Origin of the sequence: Paraburkholderia phenoliruptrix, from assembly GCF_047325075.1 — a bacterium.
Lineage (GTDB): Bacteria > Pseudomonadota > Gammaproteobacteria > Burkholderiales > Burkholderiaceae > Paraburkholderia > Paraburkholderia phenoliruptrix.
The window spans coordinates 1,193,843-1,211,481 of the sequence record NZ_CP168531.1 but is presented as its reverse complement, the minus strand read 5'-3'; the positions used below and the strand labels follow the sequence as shown (position 1 = coordinate 1,211,481).

The window sequence follows — 17,639 nt, the reverse complement described above, 5'->3', positions numbered from 1 at the left end:
CTCGAGGTCCACGCCGTTTCTATCTGGCGACTGCCGGTAACTGACGTTAAGGCTTACTCGACTTCGACCGCTTCCGGATTCGGATTGCGCGGCGCCGGATGCTCGTCGAAGGTCAACTGCACCTTGTCTTCCGCATCGACGTCGACGGACACGCGGCCGCCGTTCATCAGCTTGCCGAACAGCAGTTCGTCGGCCAGTGCACGACGGATCGTGTCCTGGATCAGGCGCTGCATGGGGCGCGCGCCCATCAACGGATCGAAGCCGTGCTTGGCGAGATGCTTGCGCAGCGCGTCGGTGAAGAGCGCGTCGACCTTCTTTTCGTGCAACTGATCTTCCAGCTGCATCAGGAACTTGTCGACCACGCGCATGATGATTTCCTCATCGAGCGCACGGAAGCTGATAGTCGCGTCCAGACGGTTACGGAACTCAGGCGTGAACATGCGCTTGATGTCGACCATCTCGTCGCCAGTTTCGCGGCGGTTCGTGAAGCCGATCACCGACTTGCCCATTGCCTCGGCGCCCGCATTCGTCGTCATGATGATGATGACGTTGCGGAAATCCGCCTTGCGGCCGTTGTTGTCCGTCAGCGTGCCGTGGTCCATGACCTGCAGCAGCACGTTGTAGATGTCCGGATGCGCCTTCTCAATTTCGTCGAGCAGCAGCACGCAGTGCGGCTTCTTCGTGACCGCCTCGGTCAGCAGGCCGCCCTGATCGAAACCGACATAGCCCGGCGGCGCGCCGATCAGGCGGCTCACCGCGTGACGCTCCATGTATTCCGACATGTCGAAGCGGATCAGCTCGATGCCGAGCGTGAATGCCAGTTGCTTCGCCACTTCGGTCTTGCCGACGCCCGTTGGGCCCGAGAACAGGAATGCGCCAATCGGCTTGTCGAGCTTGCCGAGACCCGCGCGCGCCATCTTGATGGCGGCCGACAGCGCGTCGATAGCCGGGTCCTGGCCGAACACCACGCTCTTCAGATCGCGGTCCAGCGTTTGCAGCTTGCTGCGGTCGTCTTGCGACACGCTTTGCGCCGGCACGCGCGCGATCTTCGAGATGATTTCCTCGATCTCGTTCTTGCCGATCGTCTTCTTCTGCTTCGACTTGGGCAGGATGCGTTGCGCGGCGCCCGCTTCGTCGATCACGTCGATCGCCTTGTCCGGCAGATGACGATCCGTAATGAAGCGCGCCGACAGCTCAGCCGCCGCCGACAATGCGCCCGACGAATACTTGACGCCGTGGTGCTCTTCGAAACGCGACTTGAGACCGCGCAGAATCGCCACCGTCTGCTCGACCGACGGTTCCGTCACGTCGACCTTCTGGAAACGGCGCGACAATGCCGCGTCTTTTTCGAAGATGCCGCGATATTCGGTGAAGGTGGTCGCGCCGATGCACTTGAGCGTGCCCGACGAGAGCGCCGGCTTCAGCAAATTCGACGCGTCCAGCGTGCCCCCCGACGCGGCGCCCGCGCCGATCAGCGTATGAATTTCGTCGATGAACAGAATGGCGTGCGGACGTTCCTTCAGTTCCTTCAGAACCGTCTTCAGGCGCTGTTCGAAATCGCCGCGGTACTTGGTGCCGGCCAGCAGCGCGCCCATGTCGAGCGAATACACTTGCGCGTCAGCCAGAATGTCCGGCACTTCGCCGCGCGTGATGCGCCATGCCAGCCCCTCGGCAATAGCCGTCTTGCCGACGCCGGCCTCACCGACGAGAAGCGGATTGTTCTTGCGACGGCGGCACAACACCTGCACCACGCGCTCGACTTCCGACTCGCGCCCGATCAGGGGATCGATGCGGCCGTCTTTCGCCATCTGGTTGAGGTTCTGCGTGAACTGGGCGAGCGGCGTTTCTTTCTGCGCGGCGGCCTCGTCGGACTCGGCATTGGCGTCGCTCGCTTTCGTGGCGTCCGAGCCGCTCGTCTTGGCGATGCCGTGCGAGATGAAATTGACCACGTCGAGACGCGTCACGCCCTGCTGCTGCAGGTAGTACACCGCGTGCGAATCCTTCTCGCCGAAAATGGCGACCAGCACGTTTGCGCCGGTGACTTCCTTCTTGCCATTCGAGGTGGACTGCACATGCATGATCGCGCGCTGGATCACACGCTGGAAACCCAGCGTGGGCTGCGTGTCGACGTCGTCCGTGCCGGGCACGGTCGGCGTGTTGTCATGAATGAAGTTGCGCAGGTTCTGGCGCAGATCCTCGATATTGGCCGCGCATGCACGCAACACCTCCGCCGCTGTCGGATTGTCCAACAGTGCCAGCAAAAGATGTTCGACCGTTATGAACTCGTGCCGCGCCTGGCGTGCTTCCATGAACGCCATGTGCAGGCTGACTTCCAGTTCCTGGGCAATCATGCTTCCTCCATCACACACTGCAGCGGATGCCCGGCCTGCCGTGCGTGGGTAACGACTTGCTCGACTTTGGTCGACGCGATGTCCCGCGTATAGACCCCACAAACTCCCCTGCCCTCGCGATGCACCTTCAACATCACCTGTGTTGCGGTTTCACGATCTTTATTGAAATATTCCTGCACGATCATCACGACAAATTCCATTGGCGTGAAGTCGTCATTCAGCAGCACCACCTTGTACATGGACGGCGGCTTGAGCTTTTTCTCCTGCCGCTCCAGTACGGTGCCGTCCTGCTTGTCCGGGATAATCGCCATACACCCATTCTAAACAACTAGGACAGGCCCGCAATCCTGTCAAAACCCGGCCAGCCGGCCGGTGAGCCCGAACGCTGCCGCCCGGCGGAAATGCACCGCCCGCGTGCGCCAATCAACGAGCCGATTGCGGAGCCGGCCCCGATCCTGATCATGCTCGCGGCCTTGTTGCGCCGCAGTCGGATCGAGTATCGCACAACCTGCCGGAGCTGGCTGGCTGCGGCCCGCTGGCGCCACCGGCGGCGAGCGACCCGCAGAACAGCATGTGAGACGATTATGCGACTTTTCAAGACAGCCCGCTTGCGCAACCGCACATAACGAAAGCGGGAAAAACCCTGGAAACCGCCTGTTTGCAACGGGTGCAACGGCGTCTCAAAATTTTCTTGACACCCGAATAAAGAGCCCCAACAATCAAGCTGGCACTTTTTTCACTGCGCCAAATTTCGAAAAAATGCCGATGGTGAGCTTGTGAGGAGGGAGCGGCTGCATCGCGCGGTCGTCGAGCTTTTCGAGGGCTCGTGGTAGTGACATGAGTTACAGGGGAAGTTGGAATGGCAACTGGTACGGTCAAATGGTTCAATGACGCAAAAGGTTTCGGATTCATCACGCCGGATGAAGGCGGTGAGGATCTGTTTGCACACTTCTCGGCCATCCAGATGAATGGGTTCAAGACCCTCAAGGAAGGCCAAAAGGTGACCTTCGAGGTCGTGCAAGGCCCGAAAGGCAAGCAGGCATCGAACATCCAGGCACCCGCCTGATATCTGTTCGATTCCCGTCCTTTTGAAACCCGGCTTCGCGCCGGGTTTCTTTTTGGGTGCGGGTTTTGGAGGTTTCTTCAAGGTTTCTGGATTTATCGCCGCGACCGCTAAAAAAACCGCAAACAAGCCGATTTTCCCAAATAACGGGCCGGCAATCGGCGCGCAATCGAGTGCCGACCCGCGTATCGAGCGCGCACCGCGCCGCGACCAGGATATTCCGTCACGAGCCGCAAAAAACCCCGGCCGCCTGACGGCAACCGGGGTTCGGGTCGACACCATTGCGGCAAGGCGTGCCGGCTTTAAGGCCGGCCGCGCCCTTACATATTCTCGATCATCACCTGCCCAAAGCCCGAACACGAAACCTGCGTCGCGCCTTCCATGAGACGCGCGAAGTCGTAAGTCACGCGCTTTTGCAGGATCGACGTTTCCATCGACTTGATGATGAGGTCCGCCGCCTCGAACCAGCCGAGGTGGCGCAGCATCATTTCCGCCGAGAGAATTTCCGACCCCGGATTCACGTAGTCCTTGCCGGCGTACTTCGGCGCCGTGCCGTGAGTAGCCTCGAACATCGCGACCGAATCCGACATGTTCGCGCCCGGCGCGATGCCGATGCCGCCCACCTGCGCGGCCAGCGCGTCGGACACGTAATCGCCGTTCAGATTCAGCGTGGCGATCACGTCGTATTCCGCGGGGCGCAGCAGGATCTGCTGCAGGAAGGCGTCGGCGATCACGTCCTTCACGACAATGTCGCCGCCCGTCTTCGGATTCTTGACCTTCATCCACGGACCGCCGTCGATCAGCTCGGCATTGAACTCCTTTTGCGCCAGCGCATAACCATAGTCACGGAATGCGCCTTCCGTGTACTTCATGATGTTGCCCTTGTGCACGAGCGTCACCGAGCGGCGGTCATTGTCGATCGCATACTGGATCGCCTTGCGCACGAGACGCTCCGTGCCCTCGCGCGACACCGGCTTGATGCCGATGCCCGAGGTTTGCGGGAAGCGGATCTTCTTCACGCCCATCTCTTCCTGCAGGAACTTGATGACCTTCCTGGCCTGCTCGGACTCGGCGGGCCATTCGATACCCGCGTAGATGTCTTCCGAGTTTTCGCGGAAGATCACCATATTGGTTTTCTCGGGCTCGCGTACCGGCGAAGGCACGCCCTTGAAGTACTGCACCGGGCGCAGGCACACATACAGATCGAGTTCCTGGCGCAGCGCGACGTTCAGCGAGCGAATGCCGCCGCCGACGGGCGTGGTCAGCGGCCCCTTGATGGACACGACGTATTCTTTCAGCACCTGCAGCGTTTCTTCCGGCAGCCACACGTCCGGCCCGTAGACTTTGGTCGACTTCTCGCCCGCATAGATTTCCATCCAGTGGATTTTTCTCTTGCCCGCGTAGGCCTTTTCGACCGCGGCGTCCACGACCTTGATCATGACCGGCGTAATGTCGACGCCGGTGCCGTCGCCTTCGATAAACGGAATGATCGGCTGATCCGAGACATTGAGCGAGAAATCCGCATTGACGGTGATCTTGTCACCACCCGTCGGAACCTTGATGTGCTGATACGGCATGATCGGACTCCAGTGAAGGCTGTGCTGAAAGCTGGTGGGAGACTGCGAAAAGGATGCTCCTCGCGACGCGCAATGCCGGACGCGCGCACGCGGCCTGGCCGTTATTCTAGCCCACGCGGACGCGGCATCGCGGCGCGGTCGGCTCGGGGTTTTCCAACATGCATGAAGCGACGAATCGCGGCGCCGGCCGTCTGTCCTTCTGTCATGTAGCGGACCGGGGCCGTGCTCCGGTGTCGTATGCTTTATTATCCCGCCATTCGCCACAGGCATTGCCTCCCGCGGCGCTGTGCCGGTGCGTCATGCAGACGCATCGCGGTGCGCCTCCCTGATTAGCTATGCGCCTTCTTGCACTGAACAAGCCGTTTGGCACCATCTGCCAGTTTTCTCCGCATGAGACGCGCGCGTCGCTCGCCGACTGGGTCAAAGTGCCGGGCGTGTATCCGGCCGGGCGCCTCGACTCCGACAGCGAAGGCCTGCTGCTTCTCACCGACGACGGCGCGCTTCAGGCGCGAATCGCCGAACCGCGTCATAAGCTCGTCAAACGCTATTGGGCGCAGGTGGAAGGCACGGTGGATGCCGCCGCGCTCAAGAAACTCGCGCGCGGCGTCGATCTTGGCGACTATGTGACGAAACCGTGTCGCGCCGATTATGTCGAGCCCGCCGACACGCTGTGGACGCGCACGCCGCCCATTCGCTATCGCGCCGCCATTCCCACCAGTTGGATCGAACTGTCCATCACCGAAGGCAAGAACCGCCAGGTGCGGCGCATGACGGCTGCAGTCGGCTTTCCGACGCTGCGCCTCGTGCGGGTCGGCATTGGCGCGCTCGATATTTTTTCGCTCGGTCTGCAGCCGGGCGAGTATGTCGAGGTGTCGCCCAATGCACCGTGGGAAGGCCTCGCGTAAATCGCTAACTCCTTGTATGCGCGAATAAAACGGCGCGTGAAACGTCACGATATAAACCGTGAAACATCAACGCGCGCAGCACTTAGGCAAAGCCTGGTTCACCTCAACGTCTCACATTGGAAGTTTTCCGCGACATTCACGTCAACCGGCTTGCAAGCTCACGCGTTATTCGACGCAGATGCCGCCCGAAGCTGTCCGGCATTCAGCCTTAAGGGCCTTTGTACAAGCCGTTTGCGCGGTGGGTGCAGGCAGTCTGAGCGCTCGGCAGACGCGTCGAAAATTTGTTCGATGCGACTGTCAACCGAAAGGTGGATGGCACGTTTACCGACATGACTCAAACATAACCGGGTCATTTGGTTAATTAACTCAAGCTGAGGATTTTCAAAATGAACAAACTGATCGCCGCTCTGGTCGCTGGCCTCTTCGCAACGGCAGCATTCGCACAAGCTTCGGCACCGGCAGCAGCTTCGGCAGCTCCGGCAGCAGCTGCTTCGTCGGCAAAGAAGACCACGAAGCACGCTCACAAGAAGTCGCACAAGAAGGCAGCTGCTGCTGCAGCCGCTTCGGCAGCTTCGGAGTAAGTTTGTTGTAAAAAGCAGTCAAGAACTCGCTTCATTGCCGTTCTTACGGCGTTGAAAGGCAGATCACCGCAAGGCGATCTGCCTTTTTGTTTTTGACGCGCTCGCGTAACATTCCCCGGTTAATTTCAGCAAGGAGTCATGCCGTGCGATTTCCCCTGCGCTCGTTGATGGCGCGTTTCGCCGTTGCCGCAATCCTGCCGTTCGCGGCGATGTCGTTCTCCGCTCTCAACGCGCTGCCCGCTCATGCGCAGCAGATGCCGGCCGGCGCGAAACAGCCGGGCGAATTTCCGCGCGCGAAGCTGACCGCCGGCATGTTCGTGATCGACGCGGCCGTCGCCGCCAACGACGCGGACCGCGAGCAGGGTCTCATGTACCGCTCGAGCCTCGCGCCGAACGAAGGCATGCTGTTCGTGTTCAACGAAAACGCGGTGCACTGCTTCTGGATGAAGAACACGCTGATCCCGTTGTCCATCGCGTTCATGCGCGCGGACGGCACCGTGACCGACATCGACGAAATGCAGGCCGAGACGACCAACAATCACTGCCCGAAGAACAACGGCGTGTATGCGCTCGAAATGAGCAAGGGCTGGTTCTCGTCGAAGGGCATCAAGCCTGGCATGAAGATTCAGGGGCTGCCGGCGGCGCAGTGAGCGCGCAGGCTGCACCCGCTGCGCAGCGCGCGGCACAAGACCAGGTCCGCTGCGCGGGTTCAGTTGAACCGAAGCGCTGAACACGCAAACCGCTGCACCTTCTAAAGCACTCCCCGCAAAGGCGGCGCCTTCCTGAGAGGCGCCGCCTTTCGTCTTTGTCGCGCTGCGCCGCGATAGCGGTGTCGCCGCCGCGCCGCGCTGCACCACTCCCGACGCCGCCGCCCCGCAGCTTCCCAGACCCGCCCCCGCCTGGCAAGATTCCTGCAAAAGACGGGCCGACGCGCTATCCTAGTATTCTCAGCAACGCAGCAATCCCGCGGTCCGGGCGGCACTGACTGCCGCCCGGTCAGCGTTTCAGGCGCGCTATTCCAAGGAGGTTCACGTGCCCCGCAAGACTCCCATCGAGCGCTACCGGAATATCGGCATCAGCGCTCACATCGATGCCGGCAAAACCACCACCACTGAACGCATCCTGTTCTACACCGGCGTGACCCACAAGATCGGCGAGGTTCACGACGGTGCGGCGACGATGGACTGGATGGAACAGGAGCAGGAGCGCGGCATCACCATCACGTCGGCGGCCACCACGGCCTTCTGGAAAGGCATGGCCGGCAATTATCCGGAGCATCGGATCAACATCATCGACACGCCGGGGCACGTCGACTTCACGATCGAAGTCGAGCGCTCCATGCGCGTGCTGGATGGCGCCTGCATGGTCTACGACTCGGTCGGCGGCGTGCAGCCGCAATCGGAAACCGTCTGGCGCCAGGCGAACAAGTACAAGGTGCCGCGCATCGCGTTCGTCAACAAGATGGATCGCGTCGGCGCGGACTTTTTCCGCGTGCAGCGGCAGATCGGCGACCGCCTGAAAGGCGTCGCGGTGCCCATTCAGATTCCGGTCGGCGCGGAAGAGCACTTCCAGGGCGTGGTCGACCTCGTCAAGATGAAGGCGATCGTCTGGGACGACGATAGCCAGGGCATCAAGTTCGAATATCAGGACATCCCTGCCGAGCTGGCCGCCACCGCGAAGGAATGGCACGACAAGATGGTCGAGGCCGCCGCCGAGGCGAGCGAAGAACTGCTCGACAAATATCTGGGCGGCGAGACGCTCACCGAAGAGGAAATCAAGCAAGGTCTGCGTCAGCGCACCATCGCCAATGAAATCGTGCCGATGCTGTGCGGCAGCGCGTTCAAGAACAAGGGCGTGCAGGCCATGCTCGACGCGGTGATCGACTATCTGCCCTCGCCGGTGGACGTGCCCGCGATTCTCGGTCACGACGAGCACGACAACGAAGCGGAGCGTCATCCGAACGACGACGAGCCGTTCTCCGCGCTCGCCTTCAAGATCATGACCGACCCGTTCGTCGGCCAGCTGATCTTCTTCCGCGTGTATTCGGGCGTGGTCAATTCGGGCGACACGGTCTACAACCCGGTCAAGGAAAAGAAGGAGCGCCTCGGCCGGATCCTGCAGATGCACGCGAACGAGCGCAAGGAGATCAAGGAAGTGCGCGCGGGCGACATCGCGGCCGCCGTCGGTCTGAAGGAAGCGACCACGGGCGACACGCTGTGCGATCCGAACAAGGTCATCATTCTCGAGAAGATGATTTTCCCCGAGCCGGTTATCTCGCAGGCCGTCGAGCCGAAGACCAAGGCCGACCAGGAGAAGATGGGCATCGCGCTCAACCGTCTTGCGCAGGAAGACCCATCGTTCCGCGTGCAAACGGACGAGGAATCCGGTCAGACGATCATCTCCGGCATGGGCGAGCTGCACCTCGAAATTCTGGTCGACCGGATGAAGCGCGAGTTCGGCGTGGAAGCGACGGTCGGCAAGCCGCAGGTGGCCTACCGCGAGACGGTGCGCAACAAGGTCGAGGACGTCGAAGGCAAGTTCGTCAAACAGTCGGGCGGCCGCGGTCAGTACGGCCACGCGGTGATCACGCTGGAGCCGGCGCAGCAGGGCAAGGGCTACGAATTTGTCGACGCGATCAAGGGCGGCGTGATTCCGCGCGAATTCATCCCGGCCGTCGACAAGGGCATCCAGGAAACGCTGAAGGCCGGCGTGCTGGCGGGCTATCCGGTCGTCGACGTGAAGGTGACGCTGACGTTCGGCTCGTACCACGACGTCGACTCGAACGAAAACGCGTTCCGGATGGCCGGCTCGATGGCCTTCAAGGAGGCCATGCGCAAGGCAAAACCGGTGCTGCTCGAACCGATGATGGCCGTCGAGGTGGAGACGCCCGAAGACTTCATGGGCAACGTGATGGGCGATCTGTCGAGCCGCCGCGGCCTCGTGCAAGGCATGGAAGACATCGCGGGCGGCGGGGGCAAGCTCGTGCGCGCGGAAGTGCCGCTCGCGGAAATGTTCGGCTATTCGACGTCGCTGCGCTCGGCCACGCAGGGCCGCGCGACCTACACGATGGAGTTCAAGCATTACGCGGAAACGCCGAACAACGTCGCGGAAGCCGTCATCAACGCGAAGCAGAAGTGAGCCTCTGCGGTCACCTGGAGAGCCGCGGTGCCGCAGTGCGGCAGTCCTGCTGAAACGCTCGGGCTGACACTCCGGGGGAAACGCAAGAAGCCCGTCCCTTCCGGACGGGCTTTTTTTCGCCCCGCGGTCAATCGCCTTGGCGCACCTGCAACCCACGCACCCCACGCGTTTTTTAGCGTGTAAAAATGCCGGACGGCGCCGCGCACTTGGCGCGCCTCCCAAGCCCACGAGGAGACATGCGATGAGCCAGGATCACGAACATCCGCATTACAGCGACGAACGGGACAAGGGGGCGGCGCCGGTCGACTGGCGCGAGCACGGCGTCAAGGTAATTCGCGGCGATCAACTCGATACCAACACGCCGCAGACACCCGGCATGAATCGCGCGGCCGCGATCAATGCCGCGCGAGTCGGCGCGCAAAAGATCTGGGCCGGCACCGTGACGATTCATCCCAATGCGAAGACCGGCGCGCATCATCATGGCGCGCTCGAAAGCGTGATCTACGTAGTGCGCGGCCAGGCGCGCATGCGCTGGGGCGAGCAGCTCGAATTCACCGCCGAAGCAGGTCCCGGCGACTTTATTTTCGTGCCGCCGTATGTGCCGCATCAGGAGATCAACGCGAGTACCGACGAGCCGCTCGAATGCGTGCTCGTGCGCAGCGACAACGAAGCGGTCGTGGTCAACCTGAACATCGAGGCCGTCGAACAGCCGGAAACGGTCTACTGGGTCGATCCGATTCACAAACATCCGCACGATCACTAATTCACTTTCACGCGACTCATGACGCCGACCGCTTCGCTGCGCCCTCGCCTTCTCACGCTGTACGCCGTTCTGATCGCCGCCAATCTCGCCGCGTGGGGCTGGGCGCTGCTCGCGTTTCGCCACTATCCGCTGCTGCTCGGCACGGCGCTGCTCGCGTATGGTTTCGGTCTGCGCCACGCGGTCGACGCAGACCATATCGCCGCCATCGACGCCGTCACGCGCAAGCTCATGCAGGCAGGCAAGCGCCCGCTCGGCGTGGGTCTCGCTTTTTCGCTGGGACATTCGAGCATCGTGATTCTCGCGACGCTCGGCATAGCATGGACCGCGCATTCGCTGCATGGCCGCTTCGAGTCGTTCAAGGCAGTGGGCGGCACCATCGGCACCATCGTCTCGGCATCGTTCCTCCTCGTGCTCGCGGCTGTGAACCTCGCAATTCTGCGCGACGTATGGCGCCGCTATCGTCATGTGCAAGGCGGCAGCGAACCGGCTCCCGCCACGCCCGGTCTCGCCGAGGCGTCCGCTCACGGCGGTCTTCTGTCGCGCGCGCTGCGGCCCCTCTTCAGGCTCGTGACCAAAAGCTGGCACATGTACCCGGTCGGCGTGCTGTTCGGCCTCGGCTTCGACACGGCAACGGAAATCGGCCTGCTCGCCATTGCCGCGTCGGAAGCCGGCAAGGGCCTGCCTCTGTATTCGATCCTCGTGTTTCCCGCGCTCTTCACCGCGGGCATGACACTCGTCGATTCGACGGATAACGTGCTGATGGTCCACGCCTACGGCTGGGCAATGGACGACCCGAAGCGCAAGCTCTACTACAACGCGAGCATCACGTTCGTTTCGGCAGTCGTGGCCATCGTGATCGGCGGCGTGGAAGCGTTGGGGCTGCTGTCCGACAAGCTCGGGCTCAATGGCCGCATGTGGGACGCGGTGGCGCGCATCAACGAGCAGTTCGGTGTGCTGGGCTACGGCATCGTCGCTGCATTCATGGCGTGCTGGATCGGCTCGGTACTGTTCCACCGTTGGCGGCGGCCCGCCGTCGCAACGCGGTAAATGCAACCGCTCTCGAGCGGGTTATCGCGTTCGAGCGGTCAAGCTTTCCACGGCTTTCTTGCCAGTTCGTTCGCTATAGCGCCGTGACGCGGCACATCATGGCGTGAATGCCGCGCGCAACGCGTCGCGCAGCTTGCGCATCTCACTCGATGACAGGCGGCCACACGCGCCCCGACCGTTGTGACAACGACACACACCGGCCCTTTTATCCGCCGATCGCGAACGCCACGCCGCCGCAAGCGCTCCAATCCACGAGCAATCGCTTAAACTGAAGCCGCCTTGCATCGCCGAAATTTCGCCCGCCGCGCAGTCGACCCGACGCGCATCCGGCGCGGCTCCTCAGAACCGGCAACCGAACGGACTGGACATTCCAACGATGAAGACTCCCGCTGACCGATTCCCCGCTCTCGACCTCGCCCGCCGCCAAGCCGACGCTTACGGCAATCACGCCATCGACGAGTTTTTCGCGGGCCGCATCACGCGCCGCGAACTGCTGCGCTACGCGAGTGTGATCGGTCTGTCGCTCGTGGGCGGCGGCGTGCTGAACGCACCGCGCGCGTCGGCACAGGGCAGCACGAAACCCGGCACACCGTCGAACCAGACGATTCGCGTCGCGCATCTGACACCTGCCGGCGCAGTGGACCCGCTCACTGTTACAGACGCCGCGAGTCTCGCGCTACTCAACCAGACAGGCGAATTCCTGATCGACGACGACGGCGAGAAACTGATGCTGAAGCCCGCGCTCGCGTTGTCGTGGAAGCCGAACGACAAGGGCGACGTGTGGACCTTCAAGCTGCGCGAGAACGTCAAATTTCACGACGGTCAGCCGTTCACCGCGAAAGACGTCGTGGCCACGTTCGACCGCCTGGCCGATCCGGCCAGCGGCTCGGCGGCGCTGTCCGTGTTGAAGGGCGTGCTGTCCAAAGGCGGCGCGAAGGTAGTCGACGAACACACCGTCGCCTTTCATCTGGATGCACCCAACGGCAACTTCCCGTACTACGTTTCCTCGGACAATTACAACGCGGTGATCCTCCCGGCAAGCTACGCCGGCGGCTATGAAAAGAGCTTCATCGGCACGGGACCGTTCAAGCTCGAAAAGTATCAGCCGAAAGTGGGCGCGTCGTTCGTGCGCAATCCCGATTACTGGGGCGAGAAAGCGTTACCGGAACGCGTACAGTTTTCGTTCTATGCGGACCAGCAGGCGCAGTTGCTCGCGCTGCAAGGCCATCAGGCTGACGTGATGGGCACCTTCACCGTGCAGGGCGGCGCCGCGATTCTGAACAATCCGGATTACAAGGCAGTGGGCGTGAAGTCGAGCGCGCATCGGCAGATTCATATGCGCAACGACAATCCGCTTTTCAAGGACAAGCGCGTGCGGCAGGCGCTGGCCTTGTCGCTCGATCGGGACGTGCTCGTGCGCGGACTCTTCAAGGGCCGCGCGCAGCTCGGCAACGACAGTCCGTTTGCGCCGGTGTTTCCTTCATCCGATGCCGGTGTGCCGCAGCGCAAAATCGACATCGCGAAGGCGAAGCAGCTGCTCTCGCAAGCCGGCGTGCCGAACGGTTTCGACGTGACGCTGACTACCGAAAAGTACATGGAGATTCCCGACCTCGCGGTCGTCGTGCAGAACGCGGCGAAGGCGATCGGCGTGCGCATCAATCTGAAGGTGGAGAGTCAGTCGCTGTATTACGGCGCCGGCACGCCGGGCAAATCGGACTGGCTCGACTCGCCGCTCGGCATTACCGACTACGGTCATCGCGGCGTGCCCAATGTGTTTCTGAATGCGCCGCTCACGAGCACCGGCACATGGAACGCGGCGCACTTCAGGAATCCTCAATACGATCAACTGGTCGCGCAGTTCGTCGCGGCCGTCGACCTCGCGTCGCAGAAAAAAATCTCCGGCCAGATCCAGACGCTGCTGCTCGACGAAACGCCGATCATCATTCCGTTCTTCTACGACCAGCTGATCGCGATGCGCAAAGGCGTGAACGGTGTGCGCTTCACCGCGCTCGCGCAGCTGTATTTCGACCGCGCGGTGTTGAGCGCTTGAGCGGCTCGTTCACGCACCGCGTTTGACGGCAAGGCGTTCAACATGTCGACCACGGTGAATTCCCCCGCTTCCGCGCCGAACGGCAACGCCGGGCGCGTCGTGCGTTTTCTGGCGACGCGCGTCGGCTTGTCGCTGATCACGTTGTGGCTGTTGTCGGTGATCGTGTTTGCAGGCGGCCAACTGTTGCCCGGCGACATCGGCCGCGCGGTGCTCGGGCCGCTCGCCGACGCGCGCGCGGTTGCCGCGCTCAATCATCAGTTGGGCGCAGATCGTCCGCTCATGACGCAGTACGTGCAATGGATTACGCATTTCGTGCGCGGCGACATGGGGCTTTCATACGCGTATCGCGAGCCGGTGGGACCGTTTATCGCCGACGCGCTCGCGCACTCCGCGAAGCTCGGCTTCTTCGCGTTCATCGTCGTCGTGCCGCTCGGTATTGCGGGCGGCGTGTGGTCCGCCATGCATGCGGGACGCTGGCTCGATCGCACGATCAGCATCGCAGGTTTGTCGGCCACCGTGGTGCCCGAGTTCGTGTCGTCGATCGTGCTGATTCTTGTCTTCGGCGTGTGGCTGCGCTGGTTGCCCATTGAGGCTTCGTATCCGCCCGAGGCCGGCGCACTCGAGCAGCTGCGCCATCTCATCCTGCCGGTTCTGCCGCTCGTGCTCGTGTTCTTCGGCTACATCGCGCGAATGGCGCGCGCCGGCACGGTCGAAGCGCTCGATGCCGACTACACGCGCACCGCGATTCTCAAGGGCTTGCCGCAACATGTCGTGATCTGGCGGCACGTGTTGCGCAATGCATTGCTGCCCACCATTACCGTGGCGGCCACCCAGCTCGGCTATATGATCGGCGGCCTCGTGGTGGTCGAGACACTGTTCCGCTATCCGGGCATCGGCTCGCTGATCTACAACGCCGCGAAAGCCAAAGATTTTCCGATGCTCGAAGCCGGCGTGCTGACCATCGGCGTGGTGTACACGGTCGCCAACCTGGTCGCGGATGCGTTGCACGTGCTGCTCAATCCGCGCTTGCGCGTGAGGAGCGCCGAATGAGCGCGATCGTTCCGCCGGCCGCGCCGCGCGCCGCCCGCGAACCGCGCTTCGATCAATTGCGCGTGCTGCTGCGCTCGCCCACCTTCGTCGTGGGTGTGCTCATTGTCGCGTGGTGGATCGTGTGTGCGATTGCCGGCCCGTGGTTCGTGCCGCTCGACCCCTACGCGTCCGATCCGCTCAATTCGCTGACGCCGCCCGACCGCGCTCACTGGTTCGGCACCGATCAGCTCGGGCGCGACGTGTTCTCGCGCGTGATCGTCGGCGCGCGCGACATTCTCACCATTGCCCCGCTCGCGACGCTGCTCGGCACCGCGGCGGGCACGGCGCTCGGCCTCGTCGTCGGCTACTTCGACGGCTGGGTCGACAACGTAGTGGGCCGCGCGATCGACGCGATTCTTGCGCTGCCGCTCGTCATCGTCGCGTTGCTCGCGCTCGCCGCCGTCGGCGCGTCGAACTTCACCGTGATCCTCGTGATCGGCATCACGTTCACGCCAATCACCGCGCGCACGGTGCGCGCCGCCGTGTTCGCGGAGCGTCATCTCGACTATGTCGCCGCCGCGCAACTGCGCGGCGAACGCGCGCCGTACATCATGTTTGCGGAGATTCTGCCGAACGTGCTGCCGCCGATCATCGTGGAAGCCACCGTGCGGCTCGGCTACGCGATCTTCGCGGTGGCCACGCTGTCGTTTCTCGGCTTCGGCATTCAGCCGCCTTCCGCCGACTGGGGCCTCGCGCTTTCCGAGTCGTACACGCTGATGGCGGGCGGCGCATGGTGGACCGTCGTGTTCGCCGCCGGCGCGATTGCAACGCTCGTCGTCGGCGTGAATCTGATCGCCGACGGCGTTCAAGGTGTGCTCGATCGATGAACGGACCGCCGCCCTCCTCGTTCCCCGCCTTCGACGTGTCGAAGAGCGACCGCACCGATGCGCTGACCGTGGTCGGCCTGACGGTCACCTACCGGATGCGCGGACGCGATCGCGAGGTGCTGCAGGACGTGTCGTTTCGCGTGCGGCGCGGCGAAGCGTATGGACTCGTCGGCGAATCGGGCTGCGGCAAGTCGACCGTCGCGATGGCGGCGTTGCGCTATTTGCCGCGCAACGGCAAGGTGAAGGCGGGCAAGCTCGTCATTGCCGGCGCGGACGTGAACAAGCTCGACGCCGACGCGCTGCGCACCCTGCGCGCGAATACGATTTCGATGGTCTATCAGGATCCGGGCCGCGCGCTCAATCCGTCGCTCACCATTGCGCGGCAGGTGTCGGAAGCATTCGAAGCAGCGGGCGCCGCACCGGACGAAGCCTTGCAGCGCTCGCTCGAGATGCTGCAACGGGTGCGCATTGCGTCGCCGGAACGCGTGATGGACAGTTATCCTCATCAATTGTCCGGCGGCATGCAGCAGCGTGTGGTGATTGCAATGGCGCTCGCCTCGAACCCCGCACTGCTGATTCTCGACGAACCGACCACGGGACTCGACGCCACCGTCGAAGCCGAAGTGCTCGACCTCGTCGCACAACTGCGCGCGGAGTTCGGCACCGCGGTGCTCTTCATCAGCCACAATCTCGCGGTGATCGGGCGCATGTGCGAACGCGTCGGCGTGTTGTATGCGGGCAAGCTCGTCGAAGAAGGCGCGACAGAAGACGTCTTCACGCGGCCGCGTCATCCGTACACGGTGGGGCTGTTGCGCTGTTTGCCCACAGCGGGCCGCAGCAAGGACAGCGAGCGGCTCGACACGATTGCGGGCGGCCTGCCCGCGCCGGGCTCGGTGACGCAAGGCTGTATCTATGCGGAGCGCTGCCGTCTCGCCGACGAGCGCTGCCGCCGCGAGACGCCGCCGCCGTACCGGGTCGGCGCGGCGCATGGCGATCAGATGTCGCGCTGCCACTATCACGAGCGCGCCATCGAATTGCCGCGCGGAAGCGCCCAACCGCGGACATCGCCCGCACGCGACGACGCGACAGCCGGCAACCCGCCGCGCGCGCTCGTGCTGCGCGCCGAGAACCTGTCGAAGACATTCCACGTTTCCGGCGCGGCGCTGCGCGCGGTGGACAACGTGTCGCTCGAGCTCGCCGCCGGCGAGACGCTCGGCCTCGTCGGCGAATCGGGCAGCGGCAAGACGACGCTCGCGAAACTGATGCTCGGCCTTCTCACGCCCGACGCCGGCAGCGTGCTCGAACTCGACGGCGCGCCGCTCGCCGCGCGCGTCACGCGACGCAACGACGAGCAGGTGAAATCGCTGCAGATCGTGTTCCAGAATCCCGACTCGGCGCTCAACCGCGCGCATTCGGTGAAGCGGCTGATCGGCCGTGCGCTGTCGCGGCTTGGCGCGCTGCGCGGTGCCGCCATCGACGAACGGCTTGCCAGCTTGACCGCCGCCGTGCGCTTGCCGGAGCGCTATCTCGGCTCGCGCACGCGCCAGCTGTCCGGCGGACTCAAGCAGCGCGTCGCGATTGCGCGCGCTTTCGCGGGCGAGCCGCGCGTCGTGGTGTGCGACGAACCGACTTCCGCGCTCGACGTCTCGGTGCAAGCCGCGATTCTCAATCTGCTTGCCGATCTGCAACGCGAGCGCGGCGTCAGTTATGTATTCATTTCGCACGATCTGCACGTGGTGCGCTATTTGTCTGATCGCATCGCCGTGCTGTATCTCGGCAGGCTGCTCGAAGTCGGACCGGCCGCTGCCGTGTTCGACGGGCCGCAGCATCCTTATACCGAAGCGCTGCTGTCATCGGTACCGACGCTCGACGGCCATCCAGGCAGAACCCGCATACGCCTGTCCGGCGATTTGCCGAGCGCCGCATCGCCGCCCTCCGGTTGTGTGTTTCATACGCGCTGCCCGCGCAAGCTGGGCGCAATCTGCGAACAGCAGGACCCGCCGTTTGCGAATGCGGGCGACGGTGGCGCGCATCGGATCCGCTGTCATATTCCGGTCGACGAATTGCGCGCGCTGCAGACCGCCTCGCGCGAGCAGGTGTCTGGCGCTCCCGACGATGCGCCAACCGGCCCGGCGAAAAACGCCGACGGCGACGCTTCGCGATAGATGTGCGCGCCGCGCGCCGGTCCGGAACGCAACCCGGAACCGAGCCGGAACCAGCCCGGAACCAAAGCGCAGCAATTGCCTCA

The 17,639-nt window shown here is 63.2% G+C and carries 14 protein-coding genes; 11 read left to right on the top strand and 3 right to left on the bottom strand.

Translation table 11 applies throughout. The features are described 5' to 3' along the window. Positions 1-53: 53 nt before the first annotated feature. Together clpA and clpS are read right to left on the bottom strand one after the other, a co-directional pair. Positions 54-2,351 carry an ATP-dependent Clp protease ATP-binding subunit ClpA gene (gene clpA, locus ACEN8U_RS17605; RefSeq protein WP_015003584.1) on the bottom strand — a complete coding sequence of 766 codons (2,298 nt, stop codon included), beginning with the start codon at positions 2,349-2,351 and terminating at the stop codon, positions 54-56. Further along, positions 2,348-2,662 (bottom strand): ATP-dependent Clp protease adapter ClpS, encoded by a 315-nt coding sequence (gene clpS / locus ACEN8U_RS17600; protein WP_006050100.1) that lies wholly within the window; start codon positions 2,660-2,662, stop codon positions 2,348-2,350. Before clpS ends, clpA begins: the two co-directional genes overlap by 4 nt. Positions 2,663-3,210: 548 nt before the next feature. Here clpS and ACEN8U_RS17595 point away from each other — a divergent pair. Further along, a complete protein-coding gene (locus ACEN8U_RS17595; protein WP_007180614.1) occupies positions 3,211-3,417 on the top strand; it encodes a cold-shock protein in 207 nt (68 codons plus the stop codon). Between the two features lie 317 nt (positions 3,418-3,734). Here ACEN8U_RS17595 and icd read toward each other — a convergent pair whose 3' ends face one another. Beyond that, positions 3,735-4,991, bottom strand: a complete 1,257-nt coding sequence (gene icd / locus ACEN8U_RS17590) for an NADP-dependent isocitrate dehydrogenase (RefSeq protein ID WP_015003585.1) — start codon at positions 4,989-4,991, stop codon at positions 3,735-3,737. 335 nt (positions 4,992-5,326) lie between these two features. On the opposite strand from icd, the gene ACEN8U_RS17585 reads away from it, so the two are divergent. The 10 genes from ACEN8U_RS17585 (at position 5,327) to ACEN8U_RS17540 (ending at position 17,556) form a co-directional block, all read left to right on the top strand. Further along, positions 5,327-5,896 (top strand): pseudouridine synthase, encoded by a 570-nt coding sequence (locus ACEN8U_RS17585; RefSeq protein WP_015003586.1) that lies wholly within the window; start codon positions 5,327-5,329, stop codon positions 5,894-5,896. Positions 5,897-6,282: 386 nt separating this feature from the next. Then, positions 6,283-6,477 carry a hypothetical protein gene (locus ACEN8U_RS17580; protein WP_027212290.1) on the top strand — a complete coding sequence of 65 codons (195 nt, stop codon included), beginning with the start codon at positions 6,283-6,285 and terminating at the stop codon, positions 6,475-6,477. A gap of 143 nt (positions 6,478-6,620) precedes the next feature. Beyond that, positions 6,621-7,127, top strand: coding sequence for a DUF192 domain-containing protein (locus ACEN8U_RS17575; RefSeq protein WP_041745717.1), 507 nt, complete (start codon positions 6,621-6,623; stop codon positions 7,125-7,127). Positions 7,128-7,509: 382 nt separating this feature from the next. Beyond that, positions 7,510-9,615 carry an elongation factor G gene (gene fusA / locus ACEN8U_RS17570; RefSeq protein WP_015003588.1) on the top strand — a complete coding sequence of 702 codons (2,106 nt, stop codon included), beginning with the start codon at positions 7,510-7,512 and terminating at the stop codon, positions 9,613-9,615. 241 nt (positions 9,616-9,856) lie between these two features. Beyond that, a complete protein-coding gene (locus ACEN8U_RS17565) occupies positions 9,857-10,378 on the top strand; it encodes a cupin domain-containing protein (RefSeq protein WP_013589419.1) in 522 nt (173 codons plus the stop codon). Between the two features lie 18 nt (positions 10,379-10,396). Then, a complete protein-coding gene (locus ACEN8U_RS17560; RefSeq protein WP_015003589.1) occupies positions 10,397-11,425 on the top strand; it encodes a HoxN/HupN/NixA family nickel/cobalt transporter in 1,029 nt (342 codons plus the stop codon). 376 nt (positions 11,426-11,801) lie between these two features. After that, complete coding sequence (locus tag ACEN8U_RS17555; RefSeq protein WP_015003590.1) at positions 11,802-13,475, top strand: ABC transporter substrate-binding protein; 1,674 nt, start codon at positions 11,802-11,804, stop codon at positions 13,473-13,475. Positions 13,476-13,517: 42 nt separating this feature from the next. Continuing rightward, a complete protein-coding gene (locus tag ACEN8U_RS17550; RefSeq protein WP_015003591.1) occupies positions 13,518-14,525 on the top strand; it encodes an ABC transporter permease in 1,008 nt (335 codons plus the stop codon). Then, the gene (locus tag ACEN8U_RS17545; RefSeq protein WP_015003592.1) at positions 14,522-15,391 is read left to right on the top strand and encodes an ABC transporter permease; all 870 of its coding nucleotides are present in this window, start codon (positions 14,522-14,524) and stop codon (positions 15,389-15,391) included. The genes ACEN8U_RS17550 and ACEN8U_RS17545 overlap by 4 nt, the downstream gene beginning before the upstream one ends. Continuing rightward, positions 15,388-17,556: an ABC transporter ATP-binding protein gene (locus tag ACEN8U_RS17540; RefSeq protein WP_015003593.1), complete on the top strand. Its 2,169-nt coding sequence runs from the start codon at positions 15,388-15,390 to the stop codon at positions 17,554-17,556. Before ACEN8U_RS17545 ends, ACEN8U_RS17540 begins: the two co-directional genes overlap by 4 nt. Positions 17,557-17,639: the final 83 nt, after the last annotated feature.